This is a genomic window from Rhodococcus sp. IEGM 1241, from assembly GCF_033142365.1.
Lineage (GTDB): Bacteria > Actinomycetota > Actinomycetes > Mycobacteriales > Mycobacteriaceae > Rhodococcus_F > Rhodococcus_F erythropolis.
Genome location: NZ_JAWLSE010000006.1, coordinates 301926 through 315725 on the forward strand (window position 1 = coordinate 301926; position 13800 = coordinate 315725).

Annotated in this window: 11 protein-coding genes; all 11 read right to left on the reverse strand. The window is 63.8% G+C overall.

The window, feature by feature from the left end; translation table 11 throughout:
• Positions 1-7: 7 nt before the first annotated feature.
• The 11 genes from R4P70_RS25560 to R4P70_RS25610 all read right to left on the reverse strand — a co-directional run bounded on the left by R4P70_RS25560 (position 8) and on the right by R4P70_RS25610 (position 13800).
• Entirely contained in the window at positions 8-961 is a 954-nt protein-coding gene (locus tag R4P70_RS25560; RefSeq protein WP_019746409.1) for a cutinase family protein, read from the reverse strand.
• 9 nt (positions 962-970) lie between these two features.
• The gene (locus R4P70_RS25565) at positions 971-1522 is read right to left on the reverse strand and encodes a DUF732 domain-containing protein (protein WP_019746408.1); all 552 of its coding nucleotides are present in this window, start codon (positions 1520-1522) and stop codon (positions 971-973) included.
• Positions 1523-1628: 106 nt separating this feature from the next.
• Positions 1629-3512: an alpha/beta hydrolase-fold protein gene (locus R4P70_RS25570; protein ID WP_020905771.1), complete on the reverse strand. Its 1884-nt coding sequence runs from the start codon at positions 3510-3512 to the stop codon at positions 1629-1631.
• 253 nt (positions 3513-3765) lie between these two features.
• Positions 3766-4776, reverse strand: coding sequence for an alpha/beta hydrolase (locus R4P70_RS25575; protein ID WP_020905770.1), 1011 nt, complete (start codon positions 4774-4776; stop codon positions 3766-3768).
• A gap of 331 nt (positions 4777-5107) precedes the next feature.
• The gene (gene zomB, locus R4P70_RS25580) at positions 5108-7027 is read right to left on the reverse strand and encodes a flagellar motor control protein ZomB (RefSeq protein ID WP_046377737.1); all 1920 of its coding nucleotides are present in this window, start codon (positions 7025-7027) and stop codon (positions 5108-5110) included.
• Positions 7005-7910: a decaprenyl-phosphate phosphoribosyltransferase gene (locus tag R4P70_RS25585; RefSeq protein ID WP_003943808.1), complete on the reverse strand. Its 906-nt coding sequence runs from the start codon at positions 7908-7910 to the stop codon at positions 7005-7007. Before R4P70_RS25585 ends, zomB begins: the two co-directional genes overlap by 23 nt.
• A complete protein-coding gene (locus tag R4P70_RS25590; RefSeq protein WP_003943893.1) occupies positions 7907-8440 on the reverse strand; it encodes a phosphatase PAP2 family protein in 534 nt (177 codons plus the stop codon). Before R4P70_RS25590 ends, R4P70_RS25585 begins: the two co-directional genes overlap by 4 nt.
• Entirely contained in the window at positions 8421-10334 is a 1914-nt protein-coding gene (locus R4P70_RS25595) for a glycosyltransferase (protein WP_029254207.1), read from the reverse strand. The genes R4P70_RS25590 and R4P70_RS25595 overlap by 20 nt, the downstream gene beginning before the upstream one ends.
• Positions 10331-11545 carry a UDP-galactopyranose mutase gene (gene glf / locus R4P70_RS25600; RefSeq protein WP_046377735.1) on the reverse strand — a complete coding sequence of 405 codons (1215 nt, stop codon included), beginning with the start codon at positions 11543-11545 and terminating at the stop codon, positions 10331-10333. Before glf ends, R4P70_RS25595 begins: the two co-directional genes overlap by 4 nt.
• 69 nt (positions 11546-11614) lie before the next feature.
• Positions 11615-12538, reverse strand: a complete 924-nt coding sequence (locus tag R4P70_RS25605) for an MBL fold metallo-hydrolase (RefSeq protein ID WP_029254206.1) — start codon at positions 12536-12538, stop codon at positions 11615-11617.
• 110 nt (positions 12539-12648) lie between these two features.
• Positions 12649-13800: an acyl-CoA dehydrogenase family protein gene (locus R4P70_RS25610; protein WP_007731824.1), complete on the reverse strand. Its 1152-nt coding sequence runs from the start codon at positions 13798-13800 to the stop codon at positions 12649-12651.

Sequence of the window (13800 nt, forward strand, 5' to 3'; positions counted from 1 at the left end):
CGGTGACTCAACTGTGGGGCGGTGTCGGTGCGGCGTCGATCTTCTCCGCAGCCCACTGTGCCATCCATTGGGTGGCCGTCGTGCCGTTCGGATCGACTTGGAAGGAGTTGTACATCGCGTGCACAGGGTTGTTGTAGTACTCGAGAAGCCGCGGCGCCGAACTCAACCAGTTGGTCGGATTGAGGGCGGCGGCCGGAGCGTCGCAGATACCGTCGCTCGGCGCGCAGATCTGATAAGTCCGGTCGTTGAGGTCGCCGAATCCGCCTGGCCTCGGGCCGGTCATCGTGAGACCGGGAAGCTTCAGCCCGTTCAGCGACAGCTCGGCACCGACACCGGCAACGCTCGGGCCAACCGTGTTCCCGAACGCCGGATCGCGCCGACCGTCGGCAATCAAGCCCACGCCCAGAACCAGATCGGCAGGCACCGCGCCGGTACCGTCGCCGATACTCGCGGCGACGTCACCCGCGATCACCGCGCCCTGGGAAAATCCGGTCAGGACGTAGCTCGTGAGCGGGCACTCGGCGTGCCGCTTCATCAGAAAGTCGTTAGTGGCAGCAGTTCCCGCAGCCCGGCTGTTGTTGTAGGACTGCTGTCCGTCCGGCGGGATCGCAACCGGATTCGAAAACTGTGCGACGTAAGGAACGGTGTAGACGTCGGCCCTCGAACTATCGAACTTCTCCTGAAGAGGGCGGGTCACGTTCAGCATCAACGACGCCGGATTGGCCGTCGGGTTGTACGGGTCGTCGGTAGCGCTCGACTCCCACGTACCCGGTATGGCTACTACCTGGACATCGGGGCAACTGGCCGGCTGAGAGACCGGTGGCTCCGGGCTCGGCGGGATCGGAGTCGGCGAAGGCACCCGCCCGGCCAGGATGTACCAACCGCCGATCACGACCGCTGCGACCACAAGAATGATCAGCAGCGGGATCAGGCACCCACGACGCTTTCCAGACCTCGCCATGACCCGCGCCTACTTGCAGTAGGTGGTGTTGGCGACGTCGATATAGATCTGAGCGTTCGCACCTGCCTGCTCGGGAGTGATCTGCTTGCCTTCCGCCGACGCTTCCTGGCCGACGAAGGCAGTCACGAAGGTCAGGACCTCGTCGTCGGTCTGAGGACCGGCAGCGCAGATGTAATTGGCCGTGTTGACGGCGATGCTTCCGTCACCGGCTGGGGTGATGCCCTTCGCCTTCAGTCCGTCGAGGAACTTCTGTGCCTCTGGACTGACCTCGACGACTGTGGGGCCCGGGAAGCCTTCGATGCTCTGCGGCTGCTCCGGCGGCGCGGTGGCTGCTGCTCCTGGACTGGTGGGTGCAGCCGACGCCGTCGTGGTCGCAGAGGCGGACGCAGACGCCGAACCACTCGAGGACGAAGCCGCAGCGGACGTCGTGGTGACCGGATTGGAGGTTGCAGTGGAGTCGTCACTACCGCACGCGACAAGCGCGCCACCAGTGGCGAGCGCCAAGGCGCCGACCGCGATCGCGCGTGCACAAGTGTTTCGGTTACCCGAGAAAAGCGACATCAATGTCCGTCCTTGCCTTCAGTCGAAAGTCCATCAACAGGTTACGCAACGCACGCGGGCGGGCACCGATCCGTGATCGGGCCCGCCCGTCGTGCACCACTGTGAGTTAGTGAACTTCTGTCTTGTCACCGATCACCGTGATGTAGCCGAACTGGAAGTTCTGCTGGACACCACCGGGAATGTCGAATTTGTCACTGATCGGGAATCCGAGGCGGCCGCCCTCGTATCCGACGCTCTTCCAGCCGTCGAAGAGCGGGCCGTTCTCGACGGACCATGCACCGGTGCCGGGGCTCCAGTAGATGTTGCCGCCCTCGAACTCGGTGAAGCGTCCGTTGTCCTTGATCGGAACCTCGTTCGACTTCGGGAATCCGAGCCAGCCGTTTTCCCAACCGAGTTCGCCGTACTTGCCCATGATCATTCCGAGAACCGCGTGAGTTCCGTTGGCGCTGCTGTACATCGCGCCGATCTCGAATCCCTGAACCTTGCCCGGCTTGCCGGGGGTCGCGATCTCGTCGGCGGTCGGGTAGCCGAGCGGGCCACCTTCCCATCCCTGTGCGGACCACTCGGCGAGGATGTCGCCGCTGACGGGGTGAGCGCCGGTCTGCGGGGTCCAGTAGATGGAGCCGTTCTGGAAGTGGTTGAAGCGTCCGCGTCCGTCGGGGGTACCGAGTTCGGGAGTACGCGGGAAGCCGAGCGGGCCGGCCGCTGCTCCGGTGTTCATGTACGCGCCGGCGATACGACCGGCTACAGGCTGGGCGCCCGTTCCACTGGTGAAGTAGATGCGACCGTTGCGGAAGTCCTGTGCCAGGCCACCCGCGACGCTGTACTCGGGGGTGATGCAGTCGCCGATCCAACCGTTGGCTGCAGCCGTCGCACCGATCTCACCCGACGTGCCGCAAGCCGGCTTCTCGACCTCGACGCCGATGGCGTTGGCCAACTGCGGCCACAGCTGATGAAGCTCGAACTGCCAGTACGGCCACGAGTGGGTTCCGGACGGGCGGTAATTGACCTGCGCGGGGATGCCGAGCTGGTTGAGCTTGGTCGCGAAGGTCTGCGAGGTCAGGCGAGCGAGGATCTCGAGGCCCATACCTGCGTAGTTGGTGCTGACGCCGGGAATTCCCGACGGCTGGTCGTACGGGCCGGTCGTACCGCTACCACTCGAGACGTACAGACTGACGCCCTTGAGCTTCTCGGCGAGCGCATACGGATCGTGTGCAGCCCACTGTGCGTTGGACGGCGGTCCCCACATCGCGGCGGAGTTGTATCCACCGGCGTCGGTCATCGCGAACTGGATTGCCTGAGGCATGCCGAGCGAGGTGGTGGTGAGGATGCCGGACAGCGAAGCCGCGAACTTGAAGAAGCCGGGGTTACGCGCCGTGAGGAACATAGCGGACGTTCCGCCCATCGACAGTCCGACTACTCCGCGCGTCTGCGTGGTCCGCCAGTCCTTTTCGAGGATCGGGGGCAGTTCCTTGGTCAGGAACGTCTCCCACTGGTAGTTCTTGCCGTTGTCGGGCTCGAGCCAGTCGGAGTAGAAGCTGGACTGACCGCCGACGGGAAGAATGACGTTGACGTTCTTGTCCGCGTAGAAGGACTCGGCGTCGGTTTCGTAGGTCCAGGCGTTCTCGTTGTCGGTCGCGCGAAGACCGTCGAGCATCCAGACCGAGGGGAAGCTGGCCGACGGATTGACGTTCCAATCGCGAGCCAAGAGGATCTGCACCTGAATCGGGGTGCCCATCGCGGGAGAGTTCACCCACAGCGCGACGCGACGCTCACTGAGCCAGTCGACCTTCGTGACCGCTGCGCCGGTGGGGTTCTGGGTCACGGCCGGTGCGGCCTGAGCAGGTGCCGGCGCGGCTGCCGCGGTTCCGGCCGTCGTCAAGCCCGCGGCGATCGGCAGTACCAGCATCGCTGCCAGTGCGCCGACGACCTTTGTCCGGAAGGTTGCCCGGGACCGGCGACGGTCCTCCGTGGCAAGGCCTACTCGCATGAGCTCACTCTCTTTCCTTACGTTCGGTCCGCGCGTCGATCGTGTAGCCGCCTGAGCAGCCAGACCCCCGTTGAAACTATTTCTACACGCAAACGATCCCCGCTTGGGGTAGCCGCGCTGTTACTGGTGGTGCAATTGTTACTGACCTCAGGCGATCGTGCAGCACCTGAATACACAAGTGCCGTCCCGGTTTCCCTTGGAGGGAGTCCGGAACGGCACTGGTGAAGTGACTAGGTCACGGGATGGCGCACGATCACCAAGCGTTCATGGTGTCGAGGATCTGGCCGCGAGCCTTCCACAGCTCTGCCGACCAGTACGGCCACGAGTGCGTGCCGTTGGACGGGAAGCTGTAGGTGGCCGGGATACCCAGCGAGTTCATGCGGATCTGGAATGCACGGGTGTTGACCAGGGCGAGAGCTTCGAGGCCCATGCCGTTAGCCGTGTTGTAGTAATCGATCGGTGCGCGCGGGTGGTCGTATTCACCGGGCAGGCCGCTTGCCGACGAGATGTACATCGACAGGCCCTGCAGACGCGGTGCGAAGACGAACGGGTCGTTGCGCAGCCAGGACGGGCTCCACGGCGGTCCCCACATGGAGTCGACGTTGAAGCGACCGGCATCGAGCATTGCGACGCGGATTGCCTCGCGCATGCCGGGAGCCGAGATGTTCAGGTAGCCCGACAGCGAGCCGGCGAACTTGAACTGGTCGCGGTGGTAAGCAGCCAGCGTCAGAGCAGCGCTGCCACCCATCGAGAGACCGAGAACCGCGTTGTTGTTCGGCGAGACGCCGTAGTTCGCGAGGAAGTTGGGGAGTTCCTGCGTGAGGAACGTTTCCCACTTGTACGTGATCTGCTGACCGTTGAAGTTCGACGGTGCATACCAGTCGCTGTAGAAGCTGGACTCGCCGCCGACGGGCATCACGAGGGTGATGTTGTCGTTGCGGTACTGGTCCATCGCGTTGGTCTCGAAGCTCCACGCGTTGGCGTCGTTGCGCGCACGCAGGCCGTCGAGGAGGTAGAGGGCAGCGTTTCCGCCGCGTGCGGCCCACTGGACCTGGACCTTGATGTTGCCCATCGAGGAGGGCACCCACAGCTCGTCGTATCCGCCCGAGGGGGCGGTGTGGCTGGGAGCAGTGTGCGCGGGCGCAGCAGAGGCGACAGCACTACCGGCAACTCCTGCAGCAAGGGGTAGCACAAGTGCTGCGGCACCGATGGCCAACGCTCGGTGCTTGAGGCGCTGGGTCAGCCTCTTTCTGGCAAAACGCATGGATACTGCTCTCTCTCTTCGTCTGCGGCACTCACTCGGTGGAGTGGCTCCGGCGGATTCCGTCGGGGAACAGGCTTTTCTGCCAGCCCGAACAAGTTCGGGTCGGCAGCGGACCTCTTCCAAGTCACACTGCGCTCGCTGGACTTTATGTCACAGGTTCAGCTGTGACAAATAGACAGACCGTTACGTCTCAGTCCGCGGGCGACGCCGTCATCACCCGCAGGGAGTGATTCAGGTTAGGTGAATCGTCTTCGAGTACATCGTGGCCAATCGATTCGGTGTTACTGAATCGAAATATTCAAACCTTCAACCGTCGGTGATGCTGATCACATCACTTCGGCGGCTCCGGCGGAACGAGCCCGCAGCGTTCCAATTCGTAGGCCGGAACCCGGTCGAATCGGTACTTCGCGAAGTCGAAAGCCTGCTGGAAGTTCTGTTTGAATCTGGCCCAGGTCAGCTCGGAGCGGTACGACGTGAGCAACTCCTGCGTTTCCGGGCACGTGATCGCCAGCTTCGCGTCGGCAACCCAGTCCTCGTCGAGGAAGAACGGCAGCCACGGGCGAACGTCGATCATTCCGGTATCCGCGACCACCCAGTCCGGGTAAAGGTTCTTGTCGTGCCCGATCCGGCCGTCTTCGAGGCGCTCGGTGTGTGCTGCCAGGGGGTACGCCAGCCCCATCTGATCGAGCACCCGAACGTCGAGGCCCACGTTCATGCTCGTCATTCCGAGGTTGAGGAAGAAGACGACGTGCTCGGCAGGCTCCTCGAGCGGCCCTGGCGGTGGGACGACGAACCAGGAGTCGTAACTCGCCGACGGCAACAGCAGCCCACCCTCCGGAGTCCGCGCGATGGTCTCCACCATGGCACGCATTCGCGGATAGTCGAGGTAGTCCTCGGCAAGAATCGGGTGCTTGTGACCGGTGTTGAGTGCATAGAACGCACGCTCGTCGACGATTCCCGAGCGACCCACCACGGAGCCTTCCGGCATGCCCGTCGTGTTGGCGGCGAAGAAGGCCCAGATGATCGTCCCGATCCACAGCACCGCCGAGACTCCGAAGATCGCGGTGTCGCGGTTACTGCCGAACGCTGCCCGCGCCGGAACCCGCAGCGGAATGACGGCGACCGGGATGAGCAGGCAGAACAACACCGGCAACAGGACGCGGCCGTGCATGAAGTCGCCGCCGACGCGTAGCGAATAGATCCCGAGGATCAGCCCACTGCCGAGGATGAACGTGACGACGGCCCGCGGCGTGCGCAGAAACTGCTGAAAGCGCTGCCACAGCGAGCGTGCGGGTTGATCGGTGGCGGTAGCAGGTGCGTCCGCTCGGCTTCGCCACACGAGCAGCAGCGCGCCGATGAGCAGGAAAAGCAGCGGCAGCCAGAGCAGGTACGGCCCGACGAGGTTCCACAGGTACGCAAAACCCTGCGCCCACTTCGCGCCACCGGCGTCCTTCGACACCGCGGTGTTCGGGTACGGCAGGGCGTAATAGCCCATTCGCCAGATCTGATAGCCCACCGGCACAAGTCCGGCGACGACCACGATCAGTGCGCGAATCTTCCAGGTCAGGCCTGCGGAGAGAACGATCATCATCAACGCGGCAGCACCGGGAATTGCCATCTCGGGTCGAACCAATGGTCCGAGGCCTGCCACGAACGAGAGAGTCAGGATCGACGCCGTGGACGGCTTCGACGCCTGCGCCCACCGAACGAGCAGTAGCCACAGGAGCGCGATCCAGAAGATCACCAAGCAAGTCTCGAGCCCGGAAGTGGCGAAATCTCGCGCAGGCGGAACCGCGATGTAGACGAGAACACCTGCCGGTACCAGCAGGATCGTTCCGCCCGCCGACGGCCGAACGCCTCGGTACAGACGACCGGTGCCGAGCATCGCCAGCACGACGGCAGCAGTCGATAGCACGAGCGCGATCGTCAGAACGACGTATTCGAGGCGGATCTGCGTGAGCCAGCTGAACGCGTAGACGATGTACGTCCACGCGGTACTCGTGTTCGCCTCGACACGCTCCCCCGCATTGAAGACCGGGCCGTTCCCCGCGAGCAGGTTGCGGACGGTTCGCAAGACGATGAGTCCGTCGTCGGCGATCCAGCGACGCTCCCACGCCCCCCAGAACATGAGGGCAGCAGCAAGCACCACCCCGCCGAGAAAAACTCCTCGACTGAGGGTGGTGCGATTCGCCGCAGTGTCGACGTGCGGGTCGGCCTCGGTGCGTGGCTCAGACGAGGTAGACAGCGACACCCACTACTCCGATCCACGCAATCGCGAGGAGTTGCAGCACCCGGTCACCGAGCGCGATCTCCTCAGGCTCTCCGGCTTCGCCGCCGTCGACGTCCACCGCATATCGCAGCACCGCAATGGTGAACGGCACCATCGAGATGGCATACCAGTTGGTGCCCTTGATGGCGTCCTGTTGGAACGCCCACAGTCCGTAGCAGAGGACCAGCGTCGTCGCTGCCATCGTCCACACGAAACGCAGGTACGTCATCGTGTAGCTCTCGAGGGACTTACGGATCTTCGCGCCGGTCTTCTCGGCCAACTGCAGTTCGGCGTAGCGCTTGCCTGCCGCCATGAAGAGTGAACCGAACGCCATCATCAGCAGGAACCACTGCGAGAGATCGATCTCGGCGGCAACGCCACCGGCGATCGCTCGAAGCAGGAAGCCGGACGAGACGATGCAGATGTCGATGACGGCCTGATGCTTGAGACCGAAGCAGTAGGCGAGCTGGATGACGATGTACACGCCCATGACCACGGCGAGTTGCCAGTTGGCCAGGAAGGACAGCCCGATCGCACCGGCAAGCAGCACGACTGCCATGCCGTACGCGATGTTGACGGGTAGAACTCCGGCCGCGATGGGACGGAATCGCTTCGTGGGGTGAGCACGGTCGGCTTCGACATCCATCGCGTCGTTGACGAGGTAGATGCCCGATGCCGCCATGCAGAACACGACGAACGCCAGCGCGACGGGCAGGAGCACGTCGGCTTCGGTGGCGGTTCCGGCCGCGATGGGCGCTGCCAGCACAAGGACGTTCTTGACCCACTGACGTGGGCGAAGCGCCTTGACGATGCCGGCGGGCAGGGACTTCGGGGGTCCGCTGACCGTAGCCGGTTCCTCGCTCATTTATCTCCACATTTCTGTTCGGCTCTGGCTTCTTCGACCCGGCGAACTACCGCCGCGGATGCGGCTCCCAGTGCCGCTCCGGCGAGTACGTCGGTCGGGTAGTGAACTCCCAGGACCAGACGCGAGAGCATCATCGGGGGCACCAGCAACGCCGGTAAGGGTAGCCCGGTGAGTCGACCGATCAGCACAGCCGCCGCCGTCGTCGACGTCGCGTGTGACGACGGGAAGCTGAGCTTGCTCGGTGTCGAGACGTTGACCTGCACCGAAGGGTCGGAAGGTCGCTTGCGCCTGACGACTCGTTTGATCACCACGGAGGCGGCGTGTGCACCGAATGCGCCGACGGCTGCTCCGGCCCACTCACGTCGACGCGGCTTGTCCACAGCAGCTCCGACGGCAGCGATCGCGATCCATCCGAGGGAGTGCTCACCGAAGTGAGACATACCGCGGGCGACCTTGACGGCCCCCGGCAGCTGCCCGACGGTCGATTGAATACCGGCCAGAATCTGTACTTCAGGAGATGCCGAAGACACGTTCCCACCTTTCCGTGCTGGTCAGTGAAGGAACGGCGTCCTGGTACTGCTTCTTGAGCTCGGGGAAACGGGCGGCGAGTTCGCGGCGCAAACGCATGGCTTCCTTGAGCAGTTCGAGTGCCTGCTTGGGGTTGCGCTTGCGGTAGACGACGCCACGGCCGTCGGCGGTGGTGACTGTGACGCCGTCGACCTGCGAGAGCAGATACCACCTGGCGTCGATGGTCGGCACGTTGAGCTGAGGACGCTCGTGATGCTCGGGGTGCGCGGGCTTGAGGTTGTGTACCACGGCCTTGCCGACGCGGACGATCTTCGCGACGGGGTTGGTCGGCGCGCTGACGTCCCCGACCTCGGCGCCGGAGGGCAGCGGTAGTGCGGTTGCCGAGGGCACCACGACGGCGTCGGGGTACTCCTTGCGCTGGGCGTGAACCTCACCGAGTGCTGTCGGCAGCATGTTCGCGACGTGTTCCGGTCCGGCGAGGAAGTCCGCGATGGCCTTGTTCTGGATCGCGACGGTGGAGTACTCGAGGCACAGCAGGTGCTTGAGAGTCGCCTTCACCGTGTTGACGACAAGGCCGCGGCCGTTGCCCGGCATGTGGAGCGCGGCCACCACCAGACGGTTACGGAGGTGGAAGTACGCCTGCCAGTCGATGGCGTCGTCCTTGTCGCTCCACGCCATGTGCCAGATCGCGGCACCAGGCAACGTGACGGTCGGATATCCGGCTTCCTTTGCGCGCAAACCGTATTCGCAGTCGTCCCACTTGATGAACAGTGGCAGCGGCTGCTTGAGCTCTTCCGCGACCTGGCGCGGGATCATGCACATCCACCAACCGTTGAAGTCGACGTCGATGCGGCGGTGCAGCAGTTTCGAATCTCGCAGCGAATTCTTGGAGAAGTCGTGGTCGTATTCGACGTTCGGCGCCGCAGACCACATGAAGATCCCGCGGTTGACCACTTCACCCATCACATGAAGGTGGCTGCGTTCCTGCAGGTTGAGCATCTGCCCACCCACCAGCATCGGCGACTTCGCGAAGCGCGAGAAAGCAAGCGCGCGAAGGATCGAGTCGGGTTCGATCTCGATGTCGTCGTCCATGAACAGGATGTGCTGGCACTGCGTGGTCTTGAGTGCCTCGTACATGATTCGGCTGTATCCGCCGGAGCCGCCGAGGTTGCCCTGATCGTGAATGGCGAGCCGATCACCAAGTGCTGCAGCAGCTTCGGCGAACCCGGGCTCGTCACGCACCTTGCGGGTGCCCTGGTCCGGCATGATGACGGCCTTGATCACGTCGGACACCAGAGGATCCGAGGACAATGCAGCCAGCGCCTTGACAGCGTCGGTCGGGCGATTGAACGTCGGAATACCAACGGCAACAGTCGCTTCGCCGGGCGCCTCGACGGGCGCGTACCAGCCGCCGCTCTCGACGACGACGGCCGTATCGGTGGTGATGTCGAACCAGATCCAGCCACCGTCCTCGAACGGCGCCAGTTCCACCTCGAACTCGACCGCGGCATCGCCGTCGGCAAATTCCTTGCCTTCCACGTGAATTCGCGAGGAGTCCGCCTTGGAACGGTAGACATCCACGCGGCCGTGTCCGGACAGTTCGAGTCGAAGGACCACAGATTTCAGAATGGACCAGCGGCGCCAGTAGCTGGCGGGGAACGCGTTGAAGTACGTGGCGAACGAGACCTCGGTCTCGGCGCCGAGCGCGACGGACGTCCGCGAGGTGGAGTGAGCCCGACGACTGTTGGTCGAAGCTTCCTCCAAGTACAGCGTGCGGACGTCGAGAGGTTCGCCGGCGCGGGGAAGGATGATCCGGGAGAGCAGGGACTTGCCGAGGTAGGTCACCTCGTCGCCGGTGACGACTTCTTCGCCTTCGAGTAGATGACGTGCGTTCATTCGCTCTCCCCTGCCAATTCCGCACCCGTTTCGAGATGCGGGCGCAGGGTGTTCTCGAACATCGTCAGTGCGCTGGCGATCGCCATGTGCATGTCCAGGTACTGGTAGGTGCCGAGACGCCCGCCGAAGAGGACCTTGTTCTCCGCGGTCTCCTTCTTGGCGCGGGAGCGGTACGCGGAGAGCTTCTCGCGATCCTCGGGCGTGTTGATCGGGTAGTACGGCTCGTCCTTCGCCTCCGCGGCACGTGAGAACTCACGCATGATGACGGTCTTGTCGGTCGGGTACTCGCGCTCGGGGTGGAAGTGACGGAACTCGTGGATGCGGGTGAACGGCACGTCCGCATCGTTGTAGTTCATGACCGGGGTGCCCTGGAAGTCTCCGGTGGGCAAAACCTCGGTCTCGAAATCGAGGGTGCGCCATCCGAGCGAACCTTCGGAGTAGTCGAAGTAGCGGTCGAGCGGGCCCGTGTAGATGACGGGTGCGTCGGGGCTCGCGGTGCGCAGTTCGTCGCGGACGTCGAAGTAATCGGTGTCGAGGCGGACCTCGATCTTCGGATCCTTTGCCATGTTCTCGAGCCACGCTGTGTAGCCGTCGACGGGCAGGCCCTCGTACGTGTCGTTGAAGTAGCGGTTGTCGAAGTTGTAGCGGACCGGCAGGCGGCTGATGTTCGCCGCGGGCAGCTCGGTGGGGTCGGTCTGCCACTGCTTTGCCGTGTAGTCACGCACAAATGCTTCGTAGAGCGGGCGTCCGATCAGGGAGATCGCCTTCTCTTCGAGGTTGGAGGCATCCTTCGAATCGATCTCGCTGGACTGCTCGGCGATGAGGGCCCGTGCCTCTTCGGGAGTGAAGTACCGACCGAAGAACTGCGACACGAGGCCGAGGCCCATCGGGAACTGGTACGCCTGTCCCTTGTGCAGCGCGAAGACGCGGTGCTGGTAGTTCGTGAACTCCGTGAACTGGGTGACGTAGTCCCAGACCTTCTTGTTGGAGGTGTGGAACAGGTGGGCACCGTACTTGTGGACCTCGATGCCGGTCTCCGGCTCAGCCTCCGAGTATGCGTTCCCCCCCAGGTGGTGACGGCGGTCCAACACCAGCACACGCTTACCCAGCTGGGTAGCGGCACGCTCGGCGATGGTCAGCCCGAAGAATCCCGAACCGACGACGATCAGGTCGTACTGGGCACGGGCGGTCTCTGAATTTGCAGCGGTCACGATGAACCAGGGTATCGGACCTGTTCGGACGCCGAGGGTTGGATGCGTCACCAGGGACGATGCGGCAAGTCAGGACGTTGCAAGACCGATCAGACCGGAAGCACTCGGTGCACCGCTCGAATCGAATTCGATGGTGATCGGTTCGTCGACGGGGAAGTGTGCGGGAAGTAGAAGCAGTCCCTCCGACGCGCAGCGTTCGAGAAGTTCGCGGCGGGTGACCCTGGCGATCTCGGGATCGGCGTCGCCGCCCTGGCTGAGGTCCGGGTACAGAAACTGGATCGGATGGTGGATCACGTCGCCGGAGATGACGGCGCCGCCGTCGGCAGTGCGGATCTCGATCACGACGTGGCCCGGCGTGTGGCCGGGCGCGCTGCGCACGACGACGCGTGTGCCTTCGGACTCGGCCAGAACGTGGCCGTCGTCGACCGCCTCCCACTTCGCCCCGTCCAGAACGGGACGGACGCTGTCCTCGAAGGTCTGCGCCAGATCCGAGACCACTCCTTCGTGTGGACCGTCGGCGGCGAGTTTTTCGAGCGCGGCCAGTTCGGTGCGGTCGAAAATGTAGGTCGCGCGGGGAAAGGTGGGCCGCCAGGTTTCGGCCTCGAGGTTGGTGTTCCAACCACAATGATCGGGGTGCAGATGTGTGCTGACCACCAGATCGACGTCGTCCACGTCGACGCCGGTGTCGGCGAAGCGCGAGAGGTAGTCGGTACCGAACATGTGGTGCGGCAGGAGGTTCGGCCGGTGCTTGCTGTTCCCGTTGCCGGTGTCGACGACGATGGCCTTGCCGCCGATCTCCACCAGGTAGGTGTGGATGGCAAGTACGAGGTCACCGCTACCCGCGTCGAAGAACTCCGGTGTCAGCCGCGCCGACGCGTCCTCGATCTCCGCATCACCCGCGTGCGGAAAAAGCTCTCGCGGCGGGAACGGCCAGTGCGCCAACTCCGTCAGTTGGGTGACGCGCGCCGATCCGACGTCGATGGTGAAGCTCATCAGTGATTGCCTTCCGAACAGCTCGATCCCGCTTGTAGGCACACACAAAGGCACCCACCGAAATGCTCGGTGGGTGCCTGGTCGGTGTCAATGGTTTTCGACGCCGGTGATCAAAGACTCTTCGCGATGATGCCCTTCATCACTTCGTTGGCGCCGGCGTAGATCTTCTGGACGCGGGAGTCCTCGTACATGCGCGCGATCGGGTATTCACGCATGTAGCCGTATCCGCCGTAGAGCTGCACGCACCGGTCGACGACGGCGCACTGCTGTTCGGTGAGCCAGTACTTGACCATCGCGGCGTCTGCGCCGTCCAGCTCGCCGTTGAGGTGATCCTCGATGCAGTTGTCGAGGAAGACACGGCAGGTGCGCGCGATCGTCTGGCACTCGGCCAGCTCGAAGGCGGTGTTCTGGAACTCGAAGAGGCTGTGCCCGAACGCTTGACGCGCCTTGGTGTACGCGACGGTCTCCTCGACGGCACGCTCGATGGTGCCGATGGCCTGCGCGCCGATGATGAGACGTTCCTGCACCAGCTGCGCCATCAACTGACCGAAACCGAGCCCCTCGGACTCGCCGAGGAGGTTCGAGACGGGAACGCGAACATCGGTGAAGGACAGCTCCGACGTATCGGCGCCGTGCTGACCGACTTTGTCGAGGACGCGGCCGACCGCAAAGCCTTCGCAGTCACGCAGATCCACGATCAGGAGCGAGACGCCCTTGGCGCCCGCCTTGGGATCGGTCTTGACGGCAAGCACGATCATGTCTGCGCTGCCACCGTTGGTGATGAAGGTCTTCGACCCGTTCACGACGTAGTGGTCACCGTCGCGGATCGCGGACGTGGTGATTGCCTTGAGGTCGGAACCTGTTCCCGGCTCGGTCATTCCGATGGCGCCGAGGATTTCACCCGTCGCCATACCTGGCAGCCAGGCCTTCTTCTGCTCTTCGCTTCCGTACTCGAGCACGTAGTGGGCGACGATGCCACTGTGTACGGAGTTACCGAGTGCATAGTCACCGCAGTAACCCTGCGCCTCGAAGACTGCAAGATCGTGCGCGAAAGTTCCACCGCCCCCGCCGTATTCCTCGGGAATCGAGCAGCACAGCAGGCCGAGCTTGCCGGCTTCGAGCCACACGGACCGGTCGACGCGATGCTGAGCGTCCCACTGCTCACGCTTGGCGATCAGTTCACGATCGAAGAAACCACGGGCCAGTTCGGCTACTGCGGTGATCTCGTCGTCATGCCACGACGGCTTGCGCTTGGTCGCCAT

Excerpts from the sequence above, each read along its gene's own strand:
- R4P70_RS25560 (WP_019746409.1), bottom strand. The coding sequence starts at position 961 with ATGGCGAGGTCTGGAAAGCGTCGTGGGTGCCTGATCCCGCTGCTGATC.
- R4P70_RS25565 (WP_019746408.1), bottom strand. The coding sequence starts at position 1,522 with ATGTCGCTTTTCTCGGGTAACCGAAACACTTGTGCACGCGCGATCGCG.
- R4P70_RS25570 (WP_020905771.1), bottom strand. The coding sequence starts at position 3,512 with ATGCGAGTAGGCCTTGCCACGGAGGACCGTCGCCGGTCCCGGGCAACC.
- R4P70_RS25575 (WP_020905770.1), bottom strand. The coding sequence starts at position 4,776 with ATGCGTTTTGCCAGAAAGAGGCTGACCCAGCGCCTCAAGCACCGAGCG.
- R4P70_RS25585 (WP_003943808.1), bottom strand. The coding sequence starts at position 7,910 with ATGAGCGAGGAACCGGCTACGGTCAGCGGACCCCCGAAGTCCCTGCCC.
- R4P70_RS25595 (WP_029254207.1), bottom strand. The coding sequence starts at position 10,334 with ATGAACGCACGTCATCTACTCGAAGGCGAAGAAGTCGTCACCGGCGAC.
- R4P70_RS25605 (WP_029254206.1), bottom strand. The coding sequence starts at position 12,538 with ATGAGCTTCACCATCGACGTCGGATCGGCGCGCGTCACCCAACTGACG.
- R4P70_RS25610 (WP_007731824.1), bottom strand. The coding sequence starts at position 13,800 with ATGGCGACCAAGCGCAAGCCGTCGTGGCATGACGACGAGATCACCGCA.